Below are 24,833 nucleotides of genomic sequence, written 5' to 3' on the forward strand. Positions count from 1 at the left end.
GTCGCGGCGCACGCGGGCCGGGGTCACCGGGCTCTCAGAGGGGGACCATCCCGCACCAGAACAGCGGTCCGGCCCCCACGTCGACGTCGTACTTGCGCACGAAGGTCAGCCGCCCGTCGTCGCCGATGCCGAACACGGAGAACCCGGCGGGCACGACCCGCACGTCCTCGCCGTCGCGCTCGGCCAGCGGGGCGACCGCCGCCGTCACCAGCATCTTCCCGTTCGGGTGGATGGAGAAGGTGCGCGCGTGGAAGGCCTCGATGCCGATCGTCTGGATCAGGGTCGGCTCGCCGCCCGCCTCGTCGACGGCGAAGACGGCGACGGTGTTCTCGCCCGGGCCGTGCACCTCCTGCCCGCCGGAGTCGACGGTGCCGTCGGACCGGTTGACGACGTAGACGTACCTGCCGTTCGGATGGACGTGGATCGGCCCCAGGTACTGGGTGGGCGCGCGGAGCTCGGGGTGGCTCACGGTCGCGGCGGTGGACCGCGGGGACGCGGCGATCCCGTCGTCCTGCACCTCGAAGGTCAGCACCTCGTTGTTGCGCTCCATCGAGACGTACATCCACGGCTTCGTCGGGTGGAAGTCGACGTGGCGTGGACCGAAAGCCGTGCCGTCGCCTTCGGTGATCGTCCGCTGGTCCGTCAGCATGCCGTCGGAGAACCGGAACACCTCGAGCGCGCCCGGCTGGGCGGGCGTCGTGGGCGTGGCGTCGCTGCCGCGGGTGCTGAGCACGACGACGGTCCCGGAGGGGGCCACCCGCACCTGGTGGGCGTAGTTGCCGGCGTCGACGGGTTCCCGTTGTGCGACGGGGGAGCCGATCGAGCCGTCCGGGCCCAGCTCGTGCACGGTGAGGGCGGACGGCTGGTTGTAGGCGATCAGGAGCTGGCGCCCGGCCGGGTGGACGGTGAGGTGGATCGGCCGGTTGTCGAGCGTGAGCGGGGCGCCGAGCCCGGTCAGGCGTCCGGTTGCGCGGTCGATCCGGTAGGCGGCGACGCCGTGGTCGTCGTTCGCCGTGGAGCGGTTGCTGTAGGCCACGTACATCACCGGCGCGGTCGGATGCACCCAGACGTACTGCACGGGCCCGGGGGTGCGGGTCACGCTGTCCCGGGTGAGGGTCAGCGCCGCCTCGTCCACCGTGTATGAGCCGAGATCGGGGCCGACCGAGGCGTAGAAGACCGTGCGGGTGGGCGGGACCGGCTGGGCCGGCGCGCATGCGGTGCCCGATGCGGCCGCAGCCGTGATTCCCGCCATCAGCGCCACGAACTCTCGTCGACCCAGCGTCTGCACGTTTCAGCCCCCGTCGGCCGGTTCCGCGAGGCTAGAGCTGGTGGCGATACTCGTCCAACACCATCTCAGCATTGATCGATGCCTGTGCGGTATCAGGGATGGGGCCCGTTCGGAGGATGGCCGATCGGTTGTTCCCGTTCGCACTGCTTGCGCTTTCCGTTACGGATGTCGGGTTCGCGGTGGATGGCCCCCCGATCGTGTGCCGCGCGGCCGGTTGGACGAGACTGCCCGCCGTGACGACCGGTGAGGTGAGGGAATGAGGCTGGCCACGATCCGCACGGCGACGGGCCACCGCGCGGTCCGGGTGGATGCGACCGGGGCGGTGGAGACCGGTCAGGCCGACGTGCGCGCGCTGCTGGAGCGGCCCGACTGGGCCGAGCACGCGGCCGCGGCGGCGGGGCCGTCGCACGCGCTCGAGTCGCTCGACTACGCGCCGCTCGTGCCGTCGCCGGAGAAGATCATCTGCGTCGGCCTCAACTACCGCGACCACGTCCTGGAGATGGGCAACCAGCTGCCCGACCACCCGACGGTCTTCGCGAAGTTCGCCCCGGCGCTGGTCGGCGCCCACGACGACATCGTGCTGCCGCGCGCGTCGACGGCGATCGACTGGGAGGTCGAGCTGACGGTCGTGATCGGCCGGTCGGTGCGGCACGCCACCCCGGAGCAGGCGCAGGCGGCGATCGCCGGCTACACGGTGCTCAACGACGTGAGCGTGCGCGACTTCCAGCGCCGCACGTCGCAGTTCCTGCAGGGCAAGACGTTCGAGCGCACGACACCGCTGGGCCCGTGGCTCGTGACGCCCGACGAGCTCCCGGACGGCGGCTGGGAGGTCTCCACCGTGCTCGACGGCGAGACGATGCAGCGCTCGTCCACGAAGGAGCTGGTGTTCTCGCCGGTGGACCTGGTGGTCTACCTGTCCGGGATCGTGACGCTGAACCCCGGCGACGTGATCGCCACGGGTACCCCCGGCGGGGTCGGTCACGCCCGCAAGCCCCCGCGGTACCTCACCGACGGCGCCGAGCTCGTCACCCGCATCGAGGGTGTCGGTGAGTGCCGCAACACCTGCAGGCTCGAGGCCGCCCCGTGAAACAGCGGGCGATGGATGCCCCCGGAGCCCGCTCCCTCGCCCACACGCTCGCGTGGGCCGGCGACGGTGCCGCCCACCTGCGCGGGCACATGATGCGGATGGGCGAGGACGCGTTCGCCGCCCCGTCGGCGCTGCCGGGGTGGAGCCGGGCACACGTGCTGACGCACGTCGCGCGCAACGCGGACGCGCTGATCAACCTGCTGGACTGGGCCCGCACCGGCGTCCGCACCCCGGCGTACGCGAGCCGCGAGCAGCGGGACGCCGACATCGAGGCGGGCGCGCGCCGGGCGCCCGCGGAGATCCGCGCGGACGTCGTGGAGTCCTCCGATCGGCTCGCCCGGGTGGTGCGGGCGATGCCGGAGTCCGCGTGGTCCGCGCGCGTGCAGAACGCGCGGGGCGGCGACATGCCCGCCACCGACATCCCGTGGTTGCGCGCCCGCGAGATGTGGATCCACGCGGTGGACCTGGACGTCGGGGCGTCGTTCGCCGACCTGCCGGCCCCGATGCTGGTGGCGCTGCTCACCGACGTCGCCAGGGCGATGGGGGAGAAACCGGACTGCCCGGCCCTGCGCCTGACCGCTCCGGACGGCTCCACGTGGGACGTCGGCGACCCGGCCGCGGCGATCACCGTCTCCGGCCCGGCGGCCGGCCTCGCGGCCTGGTTGCTCGGGCGCAGCAAGGGGCGCGACCTGCGCAGCTCCGAGGGCGGGCGGCTGCCGGCTGTGCCCCGCTGGCTCTGACCGGCACCCGGCCGCCCGGCGCACGCGAGTCCCGCATCGCCCTCCCCGCCTGCGGGTGATCCGTGGGAGGCTCCCGCCGTGCAGCCGCGCCCGCGTCCCGCCCCGGACTTCGCCGCTGTCCGCGCCGAGTTCGCGCTCCCCGACGCCTTCCCGGCCGCCGTACTGGCCGAGGCCGCGAGGGCCGCTGCGGTCCGGCCCGGTCCGGGGCCGGGTCGTCGGGACGCCACCGACGTCGAGCTGGTGACGATCGACCCACCCGGTTCGAAGGACCTCGACCAGGCCCTCGGGGTCGTCCGGCGCGGGGCCGGCTTCCGCGTGCACTACGCGATCGCCGACCTCGGGGCCGTCGTCGCGCCCGGCGGGGAGCTGGACGCGGACGTGCGCAGGCGGGGGCAGACGGTCTACCTGCCGGACGGGTCGGTGCCCCTGCACCCGCCCGTGCTGTCCGAGGACGCTGCGAGCCTGCTCCCGGACGGGCCGCGGGCGGCCGTGCTGTGGACGTTCGACCTGGACGACGCGGGCCAGCAGGCCTGGGTCGCGGTGGAGCGGGCGGTGGTGCGGTCGCGGGCACGGCTGGACTACGCGGGCGTGCAGGCCGACGTGGACGCGGGCAGCGTGCACCCGGCGCTGGCGGCCCTTCCCGAGCTCGGCCCGCTGCGCCGGGCCCACGCGGTGCGGCGCGGGGCGATCGAGCTGGAGCTGCCCGAGCACGAAGTCGTTCCGGACGGGTCCGGCGGCTGGACGGTGCGCGTGCGCAGGCGGCTGGACGTCGAGTCGTGGAACGCGGAGATCTCCCTGCTCACCGGCATGGCGGCGGCGCAGCTCATGCTCGATGCCGGCATCGGCCTGCTCCGCACGCTGCCCGCACCCGAGCCCGACGCGCTGGCGGCGTTCCGGCGCTCGGCGCGCGAGCTCGGCTTCGGGTGGCCCGAGGACGCGCCGGTGGCGGAGCTGTTGGCCGGCCTGCCGGCGGACACCCCGTCCGCGCTGGCGGTGCGCCGCGCGGCCACCGCGCTGCTGCGGGGCGCGGGGTACCACGCGTTCGACCGCTCCGCGGGCACCGAGCCCCCCGCGGACGCGGGCCACGGCGGGGTCGGGGCGCCGTACGCGCACGTCACGGCGCCGCTGCGGCGGCTCGTCGACCGGTTCGGCACCGAGGTCTGCCTGGCGGTGAGCGCGGGCGCCGAGCCACCCGAGTGGCTCCGGGAGGCGCTCCCGGCGCTCCCGGCCGTGATGGACGAGTCGGATGCGCTGGCCGGGCGCGTGGACCGGGCGTGCGTCGACCGCACCGAGGCCGCGTTGCTGCGGCGGAGCGTCGGGCGGGAGTTCGACGGGGTGGTGCTGCGGGCGGACGGTGAGGCGGGCGAGGTGTACGTGCCCGACCCACCCGTGCTCGCGCGGTGCACGGGCGGGCTCACCGCGGGCGCGGTGGTGCGGGTGCGTCTCACCGAGGCCGACCCGGAGACCGGCCGGATCGAGTTCGCCGTCGCCTGAGGTCGTTCGGCGCGTCGCGTCCGCGGACCCGGCGAACGGCGTCCCGACGGCGCCGGGTGAGGCTACCCTCATCTGCGGCGGGCGGTCCGCCACGATCCCGGGGAGGTGGGCGGTGCCCGACCGCGCGTTCCGGTACGGCATCGAGCACGAGAGCGCGCTCGTGCACGTCGGCGGCGGGTTCGCCGACTACACCTCGGTCACGTTCGACGAGCTGCAGGCCGTGGTGGACGCACTGCCCGAGGACCCGGCCGACTACCCGGACCTGCGCGTCGGCGACCAGGGGATCAAGCGCAAGCGGTGGTACGTGGAGGGCTACGAGCGGTTCGACGAGCGCGGCGAGCTCGTCCGTTGCGACCCGAAGGGCCTGGAGGTGCGCACGCGCATCCACCGGGCGATCGAGCCCGCCGTCGCGGCCCTGCGCGAGGACCTGCGGCTCCTCGACGCGGGGCTGGCCCGCACCGGCCTGCGCACCACCACGGTCTCGTTCAACCCCGTCCGGTCGGAGTACCGGATCGAGCCGCCCCTGAACGAGTGGGAGCGGACGCACCGGCTGGGCTCGCCGGAGGAGCGCACGGCGCACCTGCACATGTCGACCTACGGCCCGGACCTGAACCTGTCCTGCTCGGCCCTCGACGAGGCGGCCCTCGTCGACGCGGCCCGCAAGCTCACGCACTACAGCCCGTGGCTGGTACCGCTGTCGTTCTCCTCGCCGTTCCGCGACGGCGGCCCCTGGGGCGGGCTGTCGGCGCGCACGGCCGTGCGCACCGGGGTCCGGCCGGCGGCGCTCGTGTTCCTCGCCGGGTCCGAGGGGCAGCTGGCCGCCGACCCGTCGCTCACACAGGTGGCGCGCCTGCCCGCGGAGGTGGGCCGCATCGAGTTCAAGGCGTTCGACGCCTGCCCCGACCCCGAGCTCTACGGCGAGCTGCTCTCCCTGCTCACCGGCGTCGTGCTCGACGAGACGCTGCCGGGCAGGCGGACCACGCCGGACGCGGGCCTGCACAAGCACGTGGCCGGGGTCGGGCTCGCCGACGACGACGTGCACGCCGGCACCGGTGAGCTCCTGGACGCGGCCGAGCGGGCCCTCGCCGGCCGGCCGGCCGACCTCGGCAGGCTCGCCCGGCTGCGCGAGCGGTGGCGGCGGCGGGAGTCGCCCGCCGACGCGATGCTCGCGGCCTACCGCGCGGGCGAGCCGGTGGCCGGCCTGCACCGCTGATCATCCTGCTGATCAGGTGTAGGAGTGCTCCGCCGCCGGGTAGCGGCCGTCGGCCACGTCCGCGCCGAACCGGCGCGCCGCGTCGAGCAGCACCGTGCCGACGTCCGCGTACTGCTTCACGAACCGCGGCTTGCGGCCCCGGTTCATGCCGGCCATGTCCGACCAGACGAGCACCTGCGCGTCGCAGTCCGGGCCGGCACCGATCCCGATCGTGGGGATGTCCAGCTCGGCCGTCACCCGCTTCGCCACGTCGGCGGGCACCATCTCCAGCACCACCGCGAAGGCGCCTGCCGCCTGGAGGGCGAGCGCGTCCGCGACGAGCCGGTCGGCGGCCTCGCCGCGGCCCTGCACGCGGTAGCCGCCGAGCGCGTGCTCGCTCTGCGGCGTGAAGCCCAGGTGCGCCATCACCGGGATGCCCGCGCCGACGAGCGCCTCGACCTGCGGCGCGAACCGCGCCCCGCCCTCGAGCTTGACGGCGTGCGCTCCGCCCTCCTTCATGAAGCGGAACGCCGTGGCGAGCGCCTGCTCCGGACCGATCTGGTAGCTGCCGAACGGCAGGTCGGCCACGACGAGGGCACTGCGCGCTCCCCGCGTGACCGCCTTGACCAGCGGCAACAGCTCCTCGACCGTGACGGGCAGCGTGTTGTCGTACCCGTAGACGTTGTTGGCGGCGGAGTCGCCGACGAGCAGCACCCTGATGCCGGCGTCGTCGAAGATCTCCGCGGTGTAGGCGTCGTAGGCGGTGAGCATGGCCCAGCGCTCGCCGCGCTCCTTCAGTGCGAGCAGGTGCGGGATGCGGGTGCGCTTCGGGCGTTCCGCGGAGCGGTAGGGGGCTTCCTCGGGCATCTGTGTCCGTCCTCCCTCGAGGCCCGTCGGGGTCCCCGGGTCGTCAGGTGATGACGGGAGAAGCGTGACACCGCGACCGGAGCGCCGCTGCGCTGCTGGGACGAGGTTCACACGGCCGGGACGGGCGCCGGCACCCGGGCGCGCCCAGCGGTTCACCGTGCGGGTACGCCTCCCGCTGGCACCATGGGCGCCGTGCTCGACCCACTCCGATCCCTCGCCGTCGCCGTCTGCTCCGCCGTGCTCGTGCTGTCCGGGTGCAGCCAGCCGGCGGTGCCGGCGCCGGATCCGCAGCCGCAGGCGCCACCGCCCGAGCTCTCGCGCTTCTACGACCAGCAGCTGAGCTGGGGCGGATGCGCGGACTACGCCACGAGCGCGACGGACCGGGCGACCTTCGACGACCCGACCCTGGAGTGCGCGCGGCTCGAGGTGCCGCTCGACTACAACCAGCCCGACGGGCGCACCGCCCGGATCGGCGTGCTGCGCCACCGGGCGAGCGGTGACCGGATCGGGTCGCTGGTGGTGAACCCCGGCGGGCCGGGCGCGTCCGGGATGAGCCTCGGCGCGACGATGTCGGGGAGGCTCGCGCAGAGCCAGCTCGGGCAGCGCTTCGACGTCGTCGGGTTCGACCCGCGGGGCGTCGGGGCGAGCACCCCGACCATCGACTGCCTGAACGACGCCGAGTGGGAGGTCGAGCGCGCCGACCTCGACGTCGACCCGTCGCCCCAGGGCGTCGCGCAGACGGAGGCGGAGAACCAGCAGTACGCGCAGCGGTGCACCGAGCGGTCCGGCGGGGCCGACGTGCTGGCGAACGTCGGCAGCCGCGACGTGGTCCGCGACATGGACATCCTGCGGCAGGCCCTCGGCGACGAGAAGCTCACCTACCTCGGCTACTCGTACGGCACCCGCCTCGGCTCGGCGTACGCGGAGGCGTTCCCGCAGAACGTGCGCGCGCTCGTGCTCGACGGCGCGCTCGATCCCGAGCAGACCACCGTGCAGCGCACCGTGGACCAGAACGCAGGCTTCCAGCAGGCGTTCGACGCTTTCGCCGCCGACTGCGCGAAGCAGCCGAACTGTCCGCTGGGCACCGACCCCGCCCGGGCCACCGCCACCTTCCAGGCCCTCACCCGCCCGCTGATGGACCGGCCCGCCGCGGCCGACGGAGGGGCCCGCACGCTGTCCTACCCGGACGCCGTGACGGGCACGATCCAGGCGCTGTACCTGTCGGACTTCTGGCCGTTGCTCAACCGGGGGCTGTCGTCCCTCGCCGCGGGCGACGGCACGATCCTGCTGCGCCTTGCCGACATGTACAACGACCGCGGCCAGGACGGGCACTACGGCAACGGCATCGAGGCGTTCATCGTCATCAGCTGCGTCGACGAGGAACGCATCACCGACCGCGCCGAGCAGGGCGAGCTGATCCGCCGATCCAACGAGGCCGCGCCGTTCCGCGACGACGGCCGCGGTGTCGTCGCCGCGCTCGACCCGTGCGCGTTCTGGCCCGCGCCGCCCACGAGCGAGCCGCACGTCCCGCAGGTGCAGGGCCTGCCGCCGACGCTCACCGTCTCGGTCACCGGCGACCCCGCCACGCCCTACCAGGCCGGGGTGGACCTGTCGAAGGCGCTGGGTGGGAGCCTGTTGACCGTGGATGGTGCCCAGCACACCGTGGCGCTGCAGGGCAACAGGTGCGTCGACGACATCGTCAGCGGCTACCTCGTCGACCTGCGTACCCCGCCCGACGGCGCGCGCTGCAGCCTCGCGCCGACGCCTGGGGGGTGACCCGGGTAACACCGGCGAGATCGGCCACGACAGACGTGCAGGGCCGGTGAGCCGAGGGGCACACCACACGGTGCGGCCGGACCACTGGCGGCGCCCGTCCGGGCACGGACGGGCGCCGCCGCACGTCCGGGGGAAGTGGGCCACATCGCACGGCACGACCACCCAGGAAACATGCCTGTAACGCGGCGTTCCTAGGCTCGGCGCCCATGGACCGTCAGCAGGAGTTCGTGCTCCGCACCCTCGAGGAACGCGACATCCGCTTCGTCCGGCTCTGGTTCACCGACGTGCTCGGGTACCTCAAGTCGGTCGCCGTGGCCCCCGCGGAGCTGGAGGGCGCGTTCGCCGAGGGCATCGGCTTCGACGGGTCCGCGATCGAGGGGTTCGCGCGCGTCTACGAGTCGGACATGGTGGCCCGCCCCGACCCCTCGACGTTCCAGGTCCTGCCCTGGGAGACCTCGCCCGGCGAGCACTACTCGGCCCGCATGTTCTGCGACATCGCGATGCCGGACGGCTCGCCGTCGTGGGCCGACCCGCGGCACGTGCTGCGCCGGGCGCTGTCCCGGGCCGGTGAGGCGGGCTTCACCTGCTACGTCCACCCGGAGATCGAGTTCTACCTGCTGCGCGGCCTCCCGGCGGACGGCTCGCGCCCCGAACCGGCCGACTCGGGCGGCTACTTCGACCAGTCCAGCCACGACGTCGCCCCCCACTTCCGCCGCAACGCCATCGAGACCCTCGAGTCGATGGGCATCTCGGTGGAGTTCAGCCACCACGAGGGCGGGCCCGGCCAGCAGGAGATCGACCTGCGCTACGCCGACGCGCTGACGATGGCGGACAACATCATGACGTTCCGCTACGTGGTGAAGGAGGTCGCGCTCATGCAGGGCGTGCGGGCCTCCTTCATGCCGAAGCCGTTCTCCGAGCACCCCGGCTCGGCGATGCACACCCACTTCTCGCTCTTCGAGGGCGACCGCAACGCCTTCCACGACCCCGACGACCCGTACGAGCTCTCCGACACCGGCAAGGCGTTCGTCGCGGGGGTGCTGCGCCACGCCCGGGAGATCAGCGCCGTCACCAACCAGTGGGTCAACTCCTACAAGCGGCTGATCACCGGCGGTGAGGCGCCCACGGCCGTCTCGTGGGGGCACGCCAACCGGTCGGCGCTGGTGCGGGTGCCGATGTACTCGCCGGGCAAGGCGTCCACCCGCCGGGTGGAGATCCGCACGCTGGACAGCGCCTGCAACCCCTACCTCGCCTTCGCCGTGATCCTCGGCGCCGGCCTCACCGGCGTGCAGAAGGGGTACGAGCTGCAGCCGCCCACCGAGGACGACGTCTGGTCGCTCACCGAGACCGAGCGCCGCGCCCTCGGGTACGAGTCGCTGCCGCAGAACCTCACCGAGGCGCTCGCCGCCATGGAGCACTCGGAGCTGGTGGCCGAGATCCTCGGCGAGCACGTCTTCGACTTCTTCCTGCGCAACAAGCGCACCGAGTGGGACGGCTACCGCCGCCAGGTGACGCCCTACGAGCTGGCGACGTACCTGCCGGTGCTCTAGCGATCCGGTTCCGAGGTTGGCGACGGAGACGAGGGATCGTTGCGACTGCGGGTCGATGCCCCGGCCGGGCGCTGTCGGGAGCACCCTCGGAGATCTCGGAGACCGAATCGTGACCTGGGCCGCTGAAACAATGCCCGAATGCGTGGCGAACATGCAGGCGGCTCCCTCGCGGGCCGCAAGCAGCGCACTGCACGGCCTCCGGTTGCCCCACGCCAGGCGACCAAGAGGCCGGGGCATGGCGCGGGCAAGCGGGCGGACGGGTTGTTCTGATCGGCAGGGTGGCGTACCTGCACGAAGGACGGTCCCGCCGAGCCGAGCGCCGCCGGTTCCGGCGGAGTCCACCCCTCCCACAGGAGATCGCCCATGCGCGCGTTCGGGATTCCTGCACGACCCGGCCCTCTCCACGCTGCGGTTCTGATGAACCTCGGCCGCGTGCTTCCCGCCATGGCCCTCGGCCTGCTCGCCCTCGCGGGGTGCGGCGCCCCCGAGGTCGTCGCCGGCCGGGCAGCGCCCGCCTCGACCTCGCCTCCCGTCCCGGTCTCAGCGATCCAGCCGAGCTGCGAGGTGCGCGTCCCGAACCTGGTCGGTATGACCGGGGACGAGGCCAGCGCCGCGCTGGATGCCACCGCAGCGTTGGACATCCGGTTTGCCGTGAACTTCGCTCCGATGACGAACAAAGTGATCTCGCAGTCTCCGACGCCTGGCACTTGCCAACAGGCCACCGAGGCCATCCACCTCACCCTGGAGGCCCCTCCACCGACGCCGCACCGGGAGCTCTCGGCCCGCGACTGGCAGCTGATCGCGAAGTCCCCCGACTCGCACATCGGGGAGCGCATCACGGTGTACGGGTACGTGTTCCAGTTCGACAGCGCCACTGGGCCGGATGGGTTCCTCGCCCAGGTCGACGGGGTGCGGCACAGGCGGTCGTACGAGTACGACACGAACACCGCCTTCTCCGGCAGCGCCTCGATGTTCGAGAACGTGGTCGATGGGGACATGTTCCGGGCGGACGTGACCGTGCTGGGCTCGTACTCCTACAACACGCAGATCGGTGGCAGCACGACGGTTCCGCGGCTGCAGGTGGACAAGATCGACGTCATTGGCTGATCTCGTGCGACCGCGTTGATCACCTCCGGCGTTCCGTGAGACGTCAGGAAAGTGGCTTTGCTGCAACGGGGCCCGGGCGGCATCGTGGCCCCTCGTGGAGATCGTCCTGCACCGTGACGCCGGTGCCTTCGCCGCCGCGGCCGGCCCGCTCCTGCAGGCCGACCCGCTGCGCCACACCGTCGCGCTGAGCGTGCTCGACGCGATGTGCCGGGGCGGCGAGCCGAGTGCCGTGCTGCTCACCGTGCACGAGGGGGGCGAGGTGACGGGGGCGGCGCTGCGCTCGCCGGGCCGCCCGGCCCTCGTCTCCGCGGTGCCGCCCCGGCTCGCGCCGGCCGTGGACCGGGCGCTGGCGCAGGCCGACCCGGCCGTGGACGGGGTGAGCGCTCCGGTGGCCGAGGCCGAGGCCTTCGCCGCCGCCCGGGTCGCCCGCACCGGGTGCCGGGCGGAGCCCGCCATGCGGATGCGCCTGTTCGTCCTGGACGCGCTCGTGCCGCCGGACGGGGTGCCCGGCCGGGCCCGCCGTGCCGACGCCCGGGACGTCCCGCTGCTCGGGGTGTGGCGCCGCGCGTTCGGCGTGGAGGCCGAGCACGACGGGGGACAGGCCGGCACCGCCGAGGCGGAGGAGATCGTCGCGCGCTCGCTGCGGCTCGGCGCGGGCGAGATGATCTGGGAGGTCGACGGCACGCCCGTCGCGCAGGCGTGCGCCAAGCCGATGATCGCCGGGGCGTCCCGGATCGGCCCGGTCTACACCCCGCCGGAGCACCGCGGGCACGGCTACGCCGCCGCGGTGACGGCCGCGGCGTCGCGGTGGGCGCTCGACGCGGGCGCCCGGCGCGTGGTGCTCTTCACCGACCTCGACAACCCCACGACCAACCGCCTGTACCCCCGCATCGGCTACCGCCCGGTGCACGACGCGGTGGAGCTGCGCTTCGGCGCGTGACGGCTCGCCCCCGGGTTCAGGAACGCCACGTTGCTGTCCTCCAGGTTCAGGAACGTGGCGTTCCTGAACTTTCCGGCCTGGGCCTACCGCACCGCGCCCGGTGGGCGGCCTGCGCCGCCCCCGCGAGCTCGGCGAGCCGGCACGGTGAGCGCGGCGCGGCGTGCAGGCTGCTCGGGCAGCCACGGCAGCGTCCGTCCGGCCCCGCGACGTGCACCACCAGCAGCTGCGACCACAGCCGCGTCCACCCGGCGATCACGGCGCCGGCCTCGGTGATCCGGTCTCTCGGCTTCTGCATGCCGGGGGAGGGTCCGGGTGATCGGCGTCGGCTGGATCTTTCACTTGTCACCTCCCGCTGCCACCATCTGTCATCGACCCGTCGCGGAGAGCAGGGAGGGTGGGACGTGCGCAACGGCTCGCTCGTCCGGAGACGGCAGCTCGCCCGCACCCTCCGCGAGCTGCGGGTGCACGCGGGCCTGACCATCGAGGCCGCCGCGCCGCTCCTGGACTTCTCGCCGAGCAAGTTGAGCCGCATCGAGAACGCCCACCAGGGCGTCGACGTGCACATCGTGCGCAGCATGCTCGACCTCTTCGACGTCGGCGGCGAGCGGTGGACCGAGATCCTGGAGCTCACCCGGGAGGCCAGCGCCAAGGGGTGGTGGCGGGCCTACGGGCTGGACGACAAGGGGTATCTCCCCCTCGAGTCGGAAGCCAGCGCGGTGCGCGACTACACGGTGACCTACGTGCCCGGGCTGCTGCAGACCGAGGAGTACGCGCGCGCGATGTTCGAAGCGTCGCTTCAACGCCGCTCCGCTGAGGTTCTGGCGCGTGACGTGCGCGTGCGGATGATCCGCCAGGATCGGCTCGTCTCGCCCAGCGACCCGATCGAGCTGTTCGCGGTCATCGACGAACCGGTGCTGCACAGACCGGTCGGCGGCCCCTCGGTGATGAACGCCCAGCTACGGCATCTCGTCTCCGCAGCGGCACTCGACACCGTGGAGCTGCGGGTTCTCCCCTGCGGCATCGGCGCTCATCCGGCGATGGGCGGCGCGTTCACCGTCCTCAGCTTCGACGGCCTCGGCGAGCCGGACGTGGGCTACGTCGAACACCCGATGGGCTCGGTTCACGTGGAGAAGGAAGAGGATGTCGCGCGGGCTAGGCTGGTCTTCGACCACCTGCGATCGGTGGCACTCAGCCCGGCCGAGTCGGCCGCACTGATCGAGCGGGTGGCCGCGCAGATGTAGCCGCGACGTGAGAGGTGCTCGATGCCCGCCCCGATCCCGACCGACGTCTGTTGGCGGAAGAGCAGCTTCAGCGGGAGCGGTGGCAACGGCGATGGTTGCATCGAGGTGGCGGCCCTCCCCGACGGCGGGGTGGCCGTCCGGGACACGAAGGACCGCGCACGCGCCCCGCACCACCACACGGTCCAGGCGTGGAAGGCGTTCCTCGCAGGCGTCCGAGCAGGCGAGTTCTGAGCACCATGGAGCCGTAACGCTCTTTCACGGCCCCGAGATCAGTGCTGTGGAGCCATGACGCGAATTGCGTCCAGACTCATGTCCAGCGCAGCCTCCAGGGGGGCCGTGCTTCGGCTCGTCTGCGTCATCAGTAGGCCGCCTTGCAGGGCCGTCAGTGTGGCCAGCGCCAGTCGCTCGGGGTCGGCCTCCTCGCGCAGCTCGCCGCGGTCGCGCATCGCCGCGAGACCGTCGCGGATGGCCGACCCCCACCGGGCGAAGCCGGCCGCGAGGTCCTGCCTCGCCTCGGGGTCGGCGTCGGCGAGCTCGCTCGCGAGGGACCCGATCGGGCAGCCGCCGACGCAGTGACGCTGCCGCTGCAGGTCGACGATCAGGTCGCGCCAGGCCTGCAGCGCCGGGAGGCTGTCCAGCCGGCTCAGCAGCGGCTCCTGGGCGGCGAGGACCGCCTCGGTCTGGTGGGCGATGACCGCGCGGACCAGCTGCTGCTTGTTCTCGAAGTAGTGGTACAGCTGCGAGCTGCTGACCCCGGCCGCGGCGCGGACGTCCTCCGTGCTGGTCCCGGCGACACCGCGGTCGAACATCAGCGCCGCCGCGGCCGCCACGATCCGCTCCCGCGTCGCCCGGCCCTTGGGGGTGAGTCGATGCCCTGCGCTCGTCGGCACGGTTGCAGGGTACCGACTTCTGGAGTTGACAATCCAGAAAACGCGCCCATTATGGAGTGTGTGATCCAGAAAAGACAGACGGCCGCGGTCGTCACCGGAGCAAGCCGTGGGATCGGCCGCGCGGTCGCCGTGGAGCTGGCACGCACGGGCGCGACCGTGGCGCTGCTGGCCCGTTCCGGCGACGAGCTGGAGGAGAGCGCACGGCGGGTCCGGGCCGCAGGCGGGACGGCGGTCGTCGTGCAGGCTGATCTCGGGGACCTCGCGCAGGTCGAGGCCGCGGCGGAGCGCATCCGGGACCGGCTGGGGGACCTGGATGTCCTCGTCAACAACGCGGCGGTGGTCGCGCCCCTCGGACCGTCCACCGAGAACGATCCCGCGGAGTGGGCGAGAGCCATCACGATCAACCTGACGGCCGTCGCGACCCTCACGTTCGCGCTCCTCCCGGGGATGCTCGAGCGCCGGCGCGGCCACGTCGTCAACATCTCCAGCGGCGTCGCTGCCGACGCGAGGTCGATGATCGGCGGAAACGCCTACGTCACCAGCAAGACCGCGCTCGAGGCGCACACGCTCAACCTGGCCGCCGAGCTGGCCGGCACCGGGGTCACCGTCAACGTGTTCCGGCCGGGAACCGTCGACACCGGCATGCAGGAATGGATCCGGAGCCAGGACCCGCGGCGGATCGGGACCGACCTCCACGAGCAGTTCACCCGGTACCACGCCGACGGCAGCCTGATCACGCCGGAGCGGTCGGCGCGCTCACTGGTCGCGCTGCTGCGCACGGCCGAGACCGGCCGGACCTGGACCGTTTCCGACCACACCCCGGAAGAGGAGTAGACCGTGCCCGTACTCGGTGTCGGTGACGTGTTCCCCGCCCTGTCCGTCGACCTCCCCGGCGGTGCGACCCTCCAGCTGCCCGACGCCCTGGCCGGGCACTACGGCGTCGTGCTCTTCTACCGGGGCTCCTGGTGCCCGTACTGCAACGCCCAGCTGCGCGCCTTCGAGCGGGCTCACGACGGCCTGGCCGAGGTCGACGCCCGGGTCGTCGCGCTCTCCGTCGACGACGAACCCACCACCCGGGCCCTCGTCGACAAGCTCCGCCTGCGCTTCCCCGTCGGCCACAGCGCCGACGCCCGCGCCGTCGGCGAGGCCACCGGCGCGTTCGTCAACGAGGAACCGCTGCACCTGCAGTCCACCGGGTTCGTCCTCGACCCGAGCGGGGCCGTCATCGTCAGCGTCTACTCCAGCGGCGCCATCGGCCGGCTCGTTCCCGAGGACGTCGTCGGGCTCATCCGCTACGTGCGCGAGCACGCAGCGTGAGCAACCGGGCCGACTGGCGCGCGGTGACCTCGGGCAGGTAGGCGCGGGCGATCGCCAGGCCGATGGCGGGCAGGGCCGCCGGGTCGGGGTAGCACAGGTGCAGCGGGCGGTACTCCGGCTGGAACTTCGCCTTGAACGCGAGCAGGGACCGGAACCCGTACACGGGTTCGAGTGCGTGCCCGATGACGTCGAGCAGGCGTTGCAGTGCGGCCGGCTGCTCGCCGCGGTCGAGGCGGGCCAGCGGGGCCCCGGAGAGACTCAGGAACTGCGCGTCCTCCTCCTGGAACCGCTGCACGGCCGACGCGATGAGGAACTCCATGACGCCGCGGAAGCCGCTCTCGCGGCGGCGCATGAAGTCGAGGGTCCAGCCGATCACGGCGCCGTCGCGGTGCACCGGGAGCCAGCTGGTCACGCCGTGGACGGTGCGGTCGGCGTCCACGGCGAGCAGGCAGCGCACCTCGGGGTCGGCGAGCTCGTCGAGGCCGCCGAGGGTGAAGCCCATCTCGGGGAGGCCCTTGTCGGCCACCCACTCCTCGCTGATCGCCCGGACCTGGTCGGTGAGTGAGAGCGGCGCGTCGGCGTAGCGGATCCACTCGGCGGTGATCCCGGCCTTCGCGGCCCGGTTGAGCGCGGTGCGCACGTCCTGCCACTTCTTGCCGGTGAACGTGAGCTCCGGCAGCGGCAGCACGGTCTCCTCCGCCACCTGCACCGAGCTCCAGCCGAGGGATTCGCAGACCTTCCGGGTGTCGTCGGTGACGCTGTAGAACGCCGGGGTCCAGCTGTGTTCCTGGCAGTACCGGCCGAACTCGGCCACCGTGTCGCCGTCCGGCGTTCCGATCGGGTCGGCGGTGGTGAGGGCGACAGAACCGATCACGCGGTGCGCGACGGCCGCCTCGCCCCGCTCGTCGAACCAGTAGGCGTTGCCGGGCCACGTCGTGAGCCAGCCGAGGTTGGAGCCGCCGCGGCGCGCGAGCTCGCGGGCCCGCGCCGCGTCGCCCGCCTCGGGGCCGGCGCGCGGGCGGCGGAACGCGGAGAGCAGGCCGCCCGCCACGACCAGCCAGAACACGACGCCGGTCCACTCGAACAGCAGGGTGGCGAGGAAGCCCTGCGGCAGGAAGTCCGGGTCGACCTCGCCGAGGTAGCCGGGCGGCAGGAAGCGCTCCGGCAGGTCCACGAGCAGCTGGCCGAGGGTGGGCGGGCGGTCGAACTGGTCGGCGACGGCCGCACCGAGCAGCACGTACGCCGCGCTCACCGCGACGAGCACGCTGACCGAGGTGACCAGCAGCCTCCGGTACGTGCCGGTGGGGGCGCGCACCGCGAACCGGTCGCGCGTCCACCAGAGCAGGGCGGCCACCGCCAGCGGTAGGAGCGGCGGCAGCGTCAGCGCGAGGATCCGCCGGGCGCCGGGCGCGGCCTGGTAGACCATCAGCTGCTCGACGGGGGTGGACACCACCAGGGCGGCGAGCAGCACGCCGAGCGCGGCGAGCACGAGGTTCAGCGCGATGCCGACGACGAGTGCGGCGCGCCGTCCGCGGCGCAGCCCGTCGGCCACCACGAGGAGCAACAGCACCGGGATCGTGGACGCCAACGCGGGGCCGATCCCGGACAGGCGCAGCTGCGCCTGCAGACCCCGGCACATCCCGACATCGCTCGTGGCGCAGATCTGCTGCACGGTCGCCGCGTCCGGCGGCGGCGAGAGCACCACGAACTGCAGGACGGAGAGCGGGCCGATCGGCGAGTGGGAGATGGCGGCGACGATCGGGCCGACCGCCGAAGCCGCCACCACGAGCGCGATGAGCACCCGGACCTCGGTGCGACTCGCCGGGCCCGGGTGCCGCTCGGGCCTGCCGAGCAGCCGGCCGGCGGCGAACCCGACGAGGCCGGAGCACAGCATGATGACCTCCGGCAGCTCGCCGGAGTACGCCACCAGCATCGTGAGCGCGGCCAGCACGAGCAGCCGCAGCCGGCGCCGCCACAGGGCCGTCATCGTGCTGCTCGCCGCGAGGATGAGCCCGACGGCGCCGGGTGCGGCGCCCACGACCACCTCGGCGGCCAGGTCGGACTGCCACCCGCTGCCGAGCGCCGCGCCGGCCCCGACCAGGCTCAGCGCGATCAGCGTGCCGACGACCTGCGTGCCGACCAGCAGGGCGCCCGTGCGGTAGCCGCCGATCCGGTGCTCGGCGAGCGCCCCGCCGAACAGCACGAGCGCGGTGGTGACGAGCGCCGCGCCGATCGTGCCCCACCAGAGCATCGCCGAGACCGGCGTCCACCAGCGGCCTGCCTCGAGCGGGCCGACCCCGGTGCCGACGTGCTGCAGCAACCGGTCGCCCGGGCCACCGGGGAGGCTGCGGGTCGCGAGCCCGTAGGCCCAGACCATCAGGACGAACGCGACGGAGAGCGGCGCCCGCCGGATCACCCGCACCAGCGACCGCACGAGCCCGACGAGCCCAGTCACGGCGTCATCCCGAGCCGGGTGGCGAGCCAGGGCAGGGCGTCCTCCAGGCCGGGGCCCCATACCTCCCAATTGTGCCCGCCGGGCCTGAGGTGGAGCTGCATGTCCATGCCGGCCGCCTGGCAGGCCGCGAGCACCCGCTGCGCCTGCGGCAGGTACTCGGGGTCCTGCTCGCCGGCGACGAGGAACCCGGCCGTGTCCGGGAACTGCCGGCGGGCCAGCACGTCGAGCGGGTTGACGGCCGCGAACGCGGCCTCGTCGCCGCCGAACGCGGCCTGGACGGTGGCGGCGTGGTCGCCGAGCGTCGGCGCGTCCTCGCCGGAGATGTCCACGAATGTGGGGTACACCTCCGGCGCCGTCACGGCCATCTGCAGCGAGCAGGTGCCGCCGTTGGAGAACCCGCCGATCGCCCATCCGGACGGGTCCGGGTCGACCTGGAGGGTCTCGCGTATCCACGCGGGGACGTCGACGGACAGGTAGGTGGCGACGTTGCCGAGGCGGGAGTCCATGCACAGCGGGTTGTTCAGGGGAGCGCCGAGGTGGTCGGGCATGACGACCACGGGGGCGAGGCCGTTGTGGGCCGCGGCGAAGGCGTCCATCCGCTGGGCGAGCGCGCCGCTGTCCAGCCAGTCGTCGGGCGAGCCCGGCTGGCCGGACAGCAGCACCAGCACCGGAAGCTGCGCCCGGGGCCGCGCCAGGTAGGCCGGCGGCAGGTACAGCCACGCGGGGCGGGCGGCGAAGCCCGACGTCGGGGCCGGGATCGCCACCTCCGTGACGACCCCGGCGGCCGGCATCCCGGCGGGCGGGCGCCAGATCGCCGACAGCGGCAGCCCGGACCGGGCGCCGATGACCTGCTCGCGCAGCGGGATCTGGGTGAACGGGATCTCGTCGACGGCCGGGAGCCCCAGCGCCGTGCGGAGCGTCGGGTACTCGCGGTACACGACGTTCATCCCTTCGGCGGACCCCAGCACCACCAGCAGCACCGCCACGACGGCGACGGCCCGGCCGGGCCATCGCCGCGCGGGCATCCCCGTCGCGGCCAGCCCGATGGCGGCGAGGACGGCGCCGACGAGGAGGAGCACCGACAGCGGCAGCGCATCCGGGAACGGTTGCCACACCTGGTCGACCAGCACCGCGATCAGGGCGGTCAAGGCGGCGGCGACCAGCAGCACGGCGGGCACGGTGCGCGTCCACCAGCGGCGGGAGGGCCGCAGGAGGAGGAAGAGCCCCCCGGCCACGCCGGCCGCACCCACGAGCACCTGGGCGGGGCCGCTGAGGAGCGGCACGTCGAGGAGCCCGGGCACGAGATCAGAGCCTGCCATCCCGCCGGTTACGGTCCGGTGTCGACACGTCCCCCGTCCGGCGGCTTGCCGACGAGGTAGCGCTGGATGGTGGGCGCGATCCACGCGACGACCTCCGCCCGGGACATCGCGACTACCGGGGGCAGCCGCAGGACGTACCGGCACAGCGCCACGCCGAGGGCCTGGGTGGCCACGAGCCCGGCGCGGGTGGCGGCGGAGGCCCGGTCACCGGTGAGGGCGGCGATCTGCGGGGCCAGCTGCCCCGCGAATATCGAGCGCATCCGTTCGGCGGCGTCGTCGTCGGTGGTCGCGGTGCGGAGCAGGATCTGCAGGCCGTTGTCGTCCTCCCAGCGGTCGAGCAGGTGGGTGGCGAGCGCGTGGCCGATCTCCTGGCGCGGCGCGGCGGTGAGATCGGGCAGCCGGAGGTCGAACTCCGCGGTGCGGGCGAACAGCTGCCGCTTGCTGCCGAAGTAGCGCATCACCATCGAGGGGTCGATCCCGGCGTCGGCGGCGATGGCCCGCACGGTGGCCCGGTCGTACCCGTCGGCGGCGAAGCGGGCGCGGGCCGCGTCGAGGATCGCCTCGCGCGCCGGGAGTGAGCGGTCGGTGAAGGCCATGACGAGAGTCTAGCCAACGAGTGTTGGCAAACGCGCCAGATTCGCCTACAGTTGTTTGCCAACAGAGGTTGGCAAAGCGAAGGGAATCGATCATGCCGCACGTGCTCGTCCACCAGCGCATCGAGGAGTTCGACCGCTGGAAGGAGGTGTTCGACCGCCTCGGGCCCGCCCGGGCCGCGGCGAGCTGCCGCAGCAGCGCCGTGTTCCGCAACCGGGAGGACCCGCACGAGGTCGTGGTGCTCTTCGAGTTCGAGGACCTGGCGCAGGCCCAGGCCCACATGGGCAGCGAGGAGCTGCGGGCCGCGTGGCGGGATGCCGGTGTCACCGACCCCGGCACCCGCACGGTCCTCGACGCGGTCCCCGAAGGAGGTGCGCGATGAGCGAGCTCGCGAGCGAATCAACGTCACAGCGGCCGGCCGAGCGCGAGCGAGGCCGAGCGAGGAGCGACGTTGTCGTGGTCGGCGCCGGGCCGGCCGGGCTGCTGCTCGCGGGAGACCTCGCCACCGCGGGCGTGCGGGTCACCGTGCTGGAGCGACGGCTGCACGAGTCGAACCTGACCAGGGCGTTCGTGGTGCACGCCCGCACGCTCGAGCAGCTCGACGCCCGTGGCCTCGCCGACCGGCTCCTCGGGACCGGCACGAAGGTCGACCACTTCCGGCTCTTCGGCCGGGTCTCGGTGAACCTCGCCCCGCTGCGGAGCCGGTACCCGTTCATGCTCGTCACCCCGCAGTACGAGGTCGAGAAGGTGCTCGGGGAGCGCGCGCTCGCGGCTGGGGTGGACCTGCTGCGCGGCGCGGACGTCCACCACGTGCGGCAGACCGCCGACCACGTCGAGGTGACCTACACCGACTCCGACGGCGCCGAACGGACCGTCCGCGCGGCGTACCTCGTGGGAGCGGACGGCCACCACAGCGTGGTCCGGAGCAAGCTGGGGCTGGCGTTCCCCGGCAAGTCCGTGGCGCAGTCGCTGGTGCTCGCCGACGTGCGGATGACCGACCCGCCCACGGAGCAGCTCACCGTCGACGGCAACGCCGCCGGATTCTGCTTCGTGGTGCCCTTCGGCGACGGCTGGTACCGGATCATCGTGCGGGACCGGCGCAAGGAGCTCCCCGACGACGCCCCTGCCGAGCTGGGGGAGATCCAGTGGGTGGCGAAGCAGGTGTTCGGCACCGACTTCGGCGTCCACGACCCGCGGTGGATGTCGCGGTTCCACAGCGACGAACGGCAGGCCGAGCGCTACCGGGTGGGCCGCGTGTTCCTGGTGGGCGACGCCGCGCACGTGCACTCGCCCGCCGGCGGCATGGGGATGAACACCGGGCTGCAGGACGCCGCCGACCTGGGCTGGAAGCTCGCGGCAGCCGTGCAGGGCCGCGGCGGTGAGCAGCTGCTCGACACGTACCAGGACGAGCGCCACCCGGTCGGCCGGATGGTGCTGCGAATGAGCGGCGGGCTGCTGCGGGCGGCCCTGCTGCGCTCACCGCTCGCCCGCAGGATCCGCAACGTGGTCTTCCCAGCGGCGTTCGCCCTGCCGCCGATCGGCGCACTGGTCCGGATGAAGCAGAGCGGCATCGGCATCGCGTACGGCCGGCGGCGCGGGGAGCACCGACTCGTCGGGACCCGCGCCCCCGACGTCACCGCCCTCGACGGCACGAGGCTCTACGAGGCGCTGCGCGGTGGCCGGTTCGTGCTCGTCGCCCCGCCCGGGTTCGCGGTGCCCGACGGTGTCGTCGCGCACGTGGTGCCGGGCACGGACACCGCGCTGCTGGTGCGCCCCGACGGTTACGTCGCGTGGGCCGGGCAGACCCCCGTCGGCCTGCCGGCGGCGTTGCGGCGCTGGGGCGCGGTGCCCGGGGTCGCGGCGTGAACTCCGGGCACCCCGGTTGCAGCAAAGCCACTTTCCTGCCATCTGGCTGCATGAATGTGGCTTTGCTGCAATCCGGGGAAGCCTGAGCGCCCCCGGCGGGGCAGGATCGACTCCCGTGACGCGCACCGGTACCTCGCTCGCCCGGCTGGGGCTCACCGAGCCGTGGGTCGAGGCCACGGCGACCGAGCTCGGCTGGTGGGCGGGGGACAGGCCGGCCGCGGGTGCCGAGGCGATCATGTGGGCGCTCGCCCGCAGCCCCGACCCGGACCTCGCGCTGCGTTCCGCGGAACGCCTGCTCCAGGCCGCGCCGGACCGCACCGACCTCGACGCGGCGCTGCGAACCGACCAGGTGCTGCGGGGGCGGCTGCTCGCATTGCTCGGCAGTTCCACGGCGCTGGTCGACCACCTGGTCACCCACCCCGACCGGTGGCACCGGCTCACCGAGGCCGCGCCGCCGCCGGGGGAGGGCGCGCGGGATGCGCTCCTGCGGGCGGTCGGGGCCGGGGCCGACGCGCTCACTGGCGCCGAGGCCGTCACCGCGCTGCGCACCACGTACCGCGACGAGGTGCTGGTGCTGGCCGCCGCCGACCTCGCGGCGGTCGCGGAACCGGACCTTCCGGTGCTGGACATCGCCGACGTGGCCGCCCAGCTCGCCGACCTCGCGGACGCGGCCCTGCAGGCGGCGCACGCCGTCGCGGTCGCGGAGAACCCCACGGACGGCCGGGTCGCCGTCATCGGGATGGGCAAGTGCGGCGGGCGCGAGCTGAACTACGTGAGCGACGTCGACGTCGTGTTCGTCGCCGAACCGGCCGACCAGCAGACCACGCGGCTCGCCACCCGGCTCATGCGCATCGCGGGCGATGCCTGCTTCCAGGTGGATGCCAACCTGCGGCCGGAGGGCAGGCAGGGGGCGCTGGTGCGCACGCTCGACGGGCACGTCTCGTACTACAAGCGGTGGGCGAAGACCTGGGAGTTCCAGGCGCTGCTCAAGGCGAGGCCGGTGGCGGGCGATCCCGAGCTGGGCGCCGCCTACGCCGACGCCGTCGCCCCGCTGGTGTGGAGCGCCGCGAGCCGTGACGACTTCGTCGCCGACGTGCAGGCGATGCGCCGCCGCGTGGAGGAGCACATCCGGCCCGACCACGCCGAGCGCGAGATCAAGCTCGGGGCCGGCGGGCTGCGCGACGTCGAGTTCGCGGTGCAGCTGCTGCAGCTCGTGCACGGCCGCACCGACGAGGCGCTGCGCTCCCCGTCCACGCTCGAGGCGCTGGCCGCGCTCGCCGACGGCGGGTACGTCGGGCGCGAGGACGGGGCCGACCTGGCCGCGTCCTACCGGTTCCTGCGCCTCCTGGAGCACCGGCTGCAGCTGCAGCGGATGCGGCGCACCCACCTCATGCCCGCCGACGGCGACACCGAGACGCGGCGCTGGCTCGCGCGCGCTGCCGGGCTGCGGCCCGACAAGCGCCGCGACGTGGTGGGCGTGCTGGACGCGGAGTGGTCGCGCACCGTGCTGCGGGTGCGCCGCCTGCACGAGAAGCTGTTCTACCGGCCGCTCCTGACGGCGGTGTCGCGGCTGCCCGCCGACACCGCGAGGCTGTCGGAGAAGGCGGCGGTCGCCCGGCTCGCCGCGCTCGGCTGGGCCTCGCCGGAAGGGGCGCTCGGGCACCTGCGGGCGCTCACCTCGGGCGTCTCGCGGGCGGCCTCGATCCAGCAGACCCTGCTGCCGGTGCTGCTCGACGAGCTCGCGGACACCCCCGACCCGGACCGCGGGCTCCTCGCGTACCGGCGGGTGTCGGAGGCGCTCGCCGAGACACCGTGGTACCTGCGGCTGCTGCGCGACGAGGGCATGGTCGCGGAGCGGTTGATGCGGCTGCTCGGCACGTCGGCGCTGGTGCCGGACCTCCTGGTGCGCGCCCCGGAGGTGCTGCGGCTGCTCGCCGCGCCCGTGGCGGGGCAGGCCGACGAGCTGCAGCGTGACCCCGCCGACTTCGCCGCGGCGCTGCGCACCACCGTCGCCCGGCAGCATGACCCGGACGCGGCAGCCGCCACCGCGCGCTCGCTGCGCCGGCACGAGCTGCTGCGGGTGGCGGCCGCCGACCTGCTCGGCCTCCTCGACGTGGAGCAGGTGTGCGCCGCGCTCAGCTCCGTGTGGGTGGCGGTGCTCCAGGCGACGCTGGACTCGGTGCTGCGCTGGGCCGCCGCGCCGTCGGTCGCGCGGCTCGCCGTGATCGGGATGGGCAGGCTCGGCGGGGCGGAGCTGGGGTACGGCAGCGACGCCGATGTGCTGTTCGTCTGCGAGCCGTTGGGCGACGCGTCCGACCACGACGCGGTCAAGTGGGCCACCGGCATCGCCGAGACGGTCCGGCGCAGGCTCGCCGCGCCGACGCCCGACCCCGCGCTCGTCGTCGACGCCGACCTGCGGCCGGAGGGCCGATCCGGCCCGCTGGTCCGCACGCTGGAGTCGTACCGCGCCTACTACGCGCGCTGGTCCGAGCCCTGGGAGGCGCAGGCGCTGCTGCGGGCGAGCGCCGTGGCGGGCGACCCGGACCTCGGCAGGCGGTTCCTGCACATGGTCGACCCGATCCGGTACCCGGCCGACGGCATCGACGCCGCGACCGTCACCGAGATCCGGCGGATCAAGGCCCGCGTCGACGAGGAACGGCTGCCCCGCGGCGCCGACCGCAGCACGCACACCAAGCTCGGCCACGGCGGGCTCGCCGACGTCGAGTGGACGGTCCAGCTCATGCAGATGCAGCACGCAGGCGACGTGCCGGAGCTGCGCACGACCTCGACCGTCGAGGGGTTGCGCGAGGCCGCGGAGGCCGGTCTCCTCCGGCCGGAGGACGCCGACGAGCTGGCCGCGGGCTGGCGGATGGCCACCCGCGCGCGCAACGCCGTGATGCTCGTGAAGGGCAGGCCGGGCGACCAGCTGCCCCGCTCGGGCCGGGAGCTGGCGGCGGTGGCCTCCGCGCTCGGCTACCCCGGCGGCGACCCCGGCGTCTTCCTGGACGACTACCGCCGCACCACCCGCCGCGCCCGTGCGGTGGTGGAACGGGTCTTCTACGGCTGGTGAGCCCTGCCGCCCTGCTCGCTCACGCCAGCAAAGCCACTGT

General features: G+C 73.9%; 21 protein-coding genes. 15 read left to right on the top strand and 6 right to left on the bottom strand.

What is annotated here, in order from left to right; genetic code table 11:
- Positions 1–34: 34 nt before the first annotated feature.
- Positions 35–1,252 carry a lactonase family protein gene (locus ABEA81_RS36135; RefSeq protein ID WP_345611644.1) on the bottom strand — a complete coding sequence of 406 codons (1,218 nt, stop codon included), beginning with the start codon at positions 1,250–1,252 and terminating at the stop codon, positions 35–37.
- A gap of 292 nt (positions 1,253–1,544) precedes the next feature.
- Here ABEA81_RS36135 and ABEA81_RS36140 point away from each other — a divergent pair, with 292 nt between their 5' ends.
- From ABEA81_RS36140 to ABEA81_RS36155, 4 genes are all read left to right on the top strand, one after another.
- Positions 1,545–2,375, top strand: coding sequence for a fumarylacetoacetate hydrolase family protein (locus tag ABEA81_RS36140; RefSeq protein ID WP_345611547.1), 831 nt, complete (start codon positions 1,545–1,547; stop codon positions 2,373–2,375).
- An 11-nt stretch (positions 2,376–2,386) separates the two neighbouring features.
- Entirely contained in the window at positions 2,387–3,115 is a 729-nt protein-coding gene (locus ABEA81_RS36145) for a maleylpyruvate isomerase family mycothiol-dependent enzyme (RefSeq protein ID WP_345611549.1), read from the top strand.
- 78 nt (positions 3,116–3,193) lie between these two features.
- Positions 3,194–4,609 (top strand): RNB domain-containing ribonuclease, encoded by a 1,416-nt coding sequence (locus tag ABEA81_RS36150; RefSeq protein ID WP_345611550.1) that lies wholly within the window; start codon positions 3,194–3,196, stop codon positions 4,607–4,609.
- 112 nt (positions 4,610–4,721) lie between these two features.
- Complete coding sequence (locus ABEA81_RS36155) at positions 4,722–5,822, top strand: glutamate-cysteine ligase family protein (RefSeq protein ID WP_345611552.1); 1,101 nt, start codon at positions 4,722–4,724, stop codon at positions 5,820–5,822.
- Positions 5,823–5,834: 12 nt separating this feature from the next.
- Here the strand turns inward: ABEA81_RS36155 and panB are convergent, their stop codons facing one another.
- Positions 5,835–6,668 carry a 3-methyl-2-oxobutanoate hydroxymethyltransferase gene (gene panB / locus ABEA81_RS36160; protein WP_345611553.1) on the bottom strand — a complete coding sequence of 278 codons (834 nt, stop codon included), beginning with the start codon at positions 6,666–6,668 and terminating at the stop codon, positions 5,835–5,837.
- A gap of 183 nt (positions 6,669–6,851) precedes the next feature.
- On the opposite strand from panB, the gene ABEA81_RS36165 reads away from it, so the two are divergent.
- From ABEA81_RS36165 to ABEA81_RS36190, 6 genes are all read left to right on the top strand, one after another.
- A complete protein-coding gene (locus tag ABEA81_RS36165) occupies positions 6,852–8,444 on the top strand; it encodes an alpha/beta hydrolase (RefSeq protein ID WP_345611554.1) in 1,593 nt (530 codons plus the stop codon).
- 206 nt (positions 8,445–8,650) lie between these two features.
- Positions 8,651–9,994, top strand: coding sequence for a type I glutamate--ammonia ligase (gene glnA / locus ABEA81_RS36170; protein WP_345611555.1), 1,344 nt, complete (start codon positions 8,651–8,653; stop codon positions 9,992–9,994).
- Between the two features lie 417 nt (positions 9,995–10,411).
- Complete coding sequence (locus ABEA81_RS36175; protein WP_345611556.1) at positions 10,412–11,101, top strand: PASTA domain-containing protein; 690 nt, start codon at positions 10,412–10,414, stop codon at positions 11,099–11,101.
- A 94-nt stretch (positions 11,102–11,195) separates the two neighbouring features.
- Positions 11,196–12,041: a GNAT family N-acetyltransferase gene (locus tag ABEA81_RS36180; RefSeq protein WP_345611557.1), complete on the top strand. Its 846-nt coding sequence runs from the start codon at positions 11,196–11,198 to the stop codon at positions 12,039–12,041.
- A 401-nt stretch (positions 12,042–12,442) separates the two neighbouring features.
- A complete protein-coding gene (locus tag ABEA81_RS36185; RefSeq protein ID WP_345611560.1) occupies positions 12,443–13,282 on the top strand; it encodes a helix-turn-helix domain-containing protein in 840 nt (279 codons plus the stop codon).
- 21 nt (positions 13,283–13,303) lie between these two features.
- Positions 13,304–13,513, top strand: a complete 210-nt coding sequence (locus ABEA81_RS36190; RefSeq protein WP_345611562.1) for a DUF397 domain-containing protein — start codon at positions 13,304–13,306, stop codon at positions 13,511–13,513.
- A gap of 38 nt (positions 13,514–13,551) precedes the next feature.
- On the opposite strand, the gene ABEA81_RS36195 is transcribed toward ABEA81_RS36190, so the two are convergent.
- Positions 13,552–14,172: a TetR/AcrR family transcriptional regulator gene (locus tag ABEA81_RS36195; protein ID WP_345611564.1), complete on the bottom strand. Its 621-nt coding sequence runs from the start codon at positions 14,170–14,172 to the stop codon at positions 13,552–13,554.
- Between the two features lie 60 nt (positions 14,173–14,232).
- Between ABEA81_RS36195 and ABEA81_RS36200 the strand changes: the two genes are divergently transcribed.
- A complete protein-coding gene (locus tag ABEA81_RS36200) occupies positions 14,233–15,006 on the top strand; it encodes an SDR family NAD(P)-dependent oxidoreductase (RefSeq protein ID WP_345611566.1) in 774 nt (257 codons plus the stop codon).
- Positions 15,007–15,009: 3 nt separating this feature from the next.
- Positions 15,010–15,489: a peroxiredoxin family protein gene (locus ABEA81_RS36205; protein WP_345611567.1), complete on the top strand. Its 480-nt coding sequence runs from the start codon at positions 15,010–15,012 to the stop codon at positions 15,487–15,489.
- Here ABEA81_RS36205 and ABEA81_RS36210 read toward each other — a convergent pair.
- Genes ABEA81_RS36210 through ABEA81_RS36220 form a run of 3 tightly spaced genes read right to left on the bottom strand, consistent with a single transcriptional unit; the run spans position 15,458 to position 19,859 of the window.
- A complete protein-coding gene (locus ABEA81_RS36210; RefSeq protein WP_345611569.1) occupies positions 15,458–17,944 on the bottom strand; it encodes a bifunctional lysylphosphatidylglycerol flippase/synthetase MprF in 2,487 nt (828 codons plus the stop codon). The genes ABEA81_RS36205 and ABEA81_RS36210 overlap by 32 nt on opposite strands.
- A complete protein-coding gene (locus tag ABEA81_RS36215; RefSeq protein ID WP_345611571.1) occupies positions 17,941–19,263 on the bottom strand; it encodes an alpha/beta hydrolase in 1,323 nt (440 codons plus the stop codon). Before ABEA81_RS36215 ends, ABEA81_RS36210 begins: the two co-directional genes overlap by 4 nt.
- Positions 19,264–19,271: 8 nt before the next feature.
- Entirely contained in the window at positions 19,272–19,859 is a 588-nt protein-coding gene (locus ABEA81_RS36220) for a TetR/AcrR family transcriptional regulator (protein WP_345611573.1), read from the bottom strand.
- Between the two features lie 92 nt (positions 19,860–19,951).
- Between ABEA81_RS36220 and ABEA81_RS36225 the strand changes: the two genes are divergently transcribed.
- The 3 genes from ABEA81_RS36225 to ABEA81_RS36235 all read left to right on the top strand — a co-directional run bounded on the left by ABEA81_RS36225 (position 19,952) and on the right by ABEA81_RS36235 (position 24,793).
- Positions 19,952–20,239, top strand: coding sequence for an antibiotic biosynthesis monooxygenase (locus tag ABEA81_RS36225; RefSeq protein WP_345611575.1), 288 nt, complete (start codon positions 19,952–19,954; stop codon positions 20,237–20,239).
- Positions 20,240–20,313: 74 nt separating this feature from the next.
- Positions 20,314–21,723 carry an FAD-dependent monooxygenase gene (locus ABEA81_RS36230; RefSeq protein ID WP_345611577.1) on the top strand — a complete coding sequence of 470 codons (1,410 nt, stop codon included), beginning with the start codon at positions 20,314–20,316 and terminating at the stop codon, positions 21,721–21,723.
- Positions 21,724–21,838: 115 nt separating this feature from the next.
- Positions 21,839–24,793 (top strand): bifunctional [glutamine synthetase] adenylyltransferase/[glutamine synthetase]-adenylyl-L-tyrosine phosphorylase, encoded by a 2,955-nt coding sequence (locus tag ABEA81_RS36235; RefSeq protein ID WP_345611579.1) that lies wholly within the window; start codon positions 21,839–21,841, stop codon positions 24,791–24,793.
- The last annotated feature ends 40 nt before the right edge of the window (positions 24,794–24,833 follow it).

Origin of the sequence: Pseudonocardia adelaidensis (assembly GCF_039543345.1) — a bacterium.
In the GTDB taxonomy this organism is placed as follows: Bacteria; Actinomycetota; Actinomycetes; order Mycobacteriales; family Pseudonocardiaceae; genus Pseudonocardia; species Pseudonocardia adelaidensis.

Bases quoted from the DNA above. Each gene is read 5' to 3' on its own strand.
- ABEA81_RS36135 (WP_345611644.1), bottom strand. From the start codon at position 1,252: ATGGCGGGAATCACGGCTGCGGCCGCATCGGGCACCGCATGCGCGCCG.
- ABEA81_RS36140 (WP_345611547.1), top strand. From the start codon at position 1,545: ATGAGGCTGGCCACGATCCGCACGGCGACGGGCCACCGCGCGGTCCGG.
- ABEA81_RS36145 (WP_345611549.1), top strand. From the start codon at position 2,387: ATGGATGCCCCCGGAGCCCGCTCCCTCGCCCACACGCTCGCGTGGGCC.
- panB (WP_345611553.1), bottom strand. From the start codon at position 6,668: ATGCCCGAGGAAGCCCCCTACCGCTCCGCGGAACGCCCGAAGCGCACC.
- ABEA81_RS36165 (WP_345611554.1), top strand. From the start codon at position 6,852: ATGGGCGCCGTGCTCGACCCACTCCGATCCCTCGCCGTCGCCGTCTGC.
- glnA (WP_345611555.1), top strand. From the start codon at position 8,651: ATGGACCGTCAGCAGGAGTTCGTGCTCCGCACCCTCGAGGAACGCGAC.
- ABEA81_RS36175 (WP_345611556.1), top strand. From the start codon at position 10,412: ATGAACCTCGGCCGCGTGCTTCCCGCCATGGCCCTCGGCCTGCTCGCC.
- ABEA81_RS36190 (WP_345611562.1), top strand. From the start codon at position 13,304: ATGCCCGCCCCGATCCCGACCGACGTCTGTTGGCGGAAGAGCAGCTTC.
- ABEA81_RS36215 (WP_345611571.1), bottom strand. From the start codon at position 19,263: ATGGCAGGCTCTGATCTCGTGCCCGGGCTCCTCGACGTGCCGCTCCTC.
- ABEA81_RS36220 (WP_345611573.1), bottom strand. From the start codon at position 19,859: ATGGCCTTCACCGACCGCTCACTCCCGGCGCGCGAGGCGATCCTCGAC.
- ABEA81_RS36225 (WP_345611575.1), top strand. From the start codon at position 19,952: ATGCCGCACGTGCTCGTCCACCAGCGCATCGAGGAGTTCGACCGCTGG.